At 36.2% G+C, this 847-nt stretch carries 1 rRNA gene; it reads left to right on the forward strand.

From position 1 onward, the window contains the following. Positions 1 to 652: 652 nt before the first annotated feature. Positions 653 to 847 (forward strand): 16S ribosomal RNA (locus tag J536_RS0105015); the annotation flags it as partial.

Consider the following 847-nt stretch of genomic DNA (forward strand, 5'->3'; position numbering starts at 1 on the left):
TGGAATCTTTGGAATCTTTGGAATCTTTGGAATCTTTGGAATCTTTGGAATCTTTGGAATCTTTGGAATTAAGGGACTATATATGTCTATAAACTCTATTAAAGACATAGGAAATTAAAAATGTCCCAAATTTTTAAATATAAAACTAATAAAAGGCAGTGAAAATGCCTAAAAAAAAGCCATATATATCACTTTTTTCGCAAAATAGTAGAAAAAAACGGCACTCAAGTGAAAAAGGCTGAAATACCCCTTGCAAAGGGGATGAGATGGTCTATAATGCACATCCATCGGCGGTGATGCAGATAGAAACTTGTTGAAAAACAGTTACTTGGAATTAAGTTGGTTGCTTTAAGTGATGAATTTGATGGTGAGTTGGTTTGAGAGATAAGTTTTAAAAATATCGAAATTACCTGTTGACTTTTAAGAGATTAAGAGTAATATAGCCGACCTAGCTTGCTGGTGACGAACCAGGAAGAAGATCATTAAGAGAATTGAAGAACAACTTGTGTGGATTTTTACTGATTGATTAATCGAAATAATTTTCATTGATTGATTGGTTTAAATTACTCGAAGTTTATTTGAGCGAAATTTAAGTCAGTAATTGATGAGCCAGAATTGGCACCTTGTCTTTAAATAAGGTGCAAAATGATTTTAACTGAAGAGTTTGATCATGGCTCAGATTGAACGCTGGCGGCAGGCTTAACACATGCAAGTCGAGCGGAGAGAGGTAGCTTGCTACTGATCTTAGCGGCGGACGGGTGAGTAATGCTTAGGAATCTGCCTATTAGTGGGGGACAACATTTCGAAAGGAATGCTAATACCGCATACGTCCTACGGGAGAAAGCAG

The sequence above is a fragment of the Acinetobacter sp. 809848 genome (assembly GCF_000581275.1).
Lineage (GTDB): Bacteria > Pseudomonadota > Gammaproteobacteria > Pseudomonadales > Moraxellaceae > Acinetobacter > Acinetobacter pittii.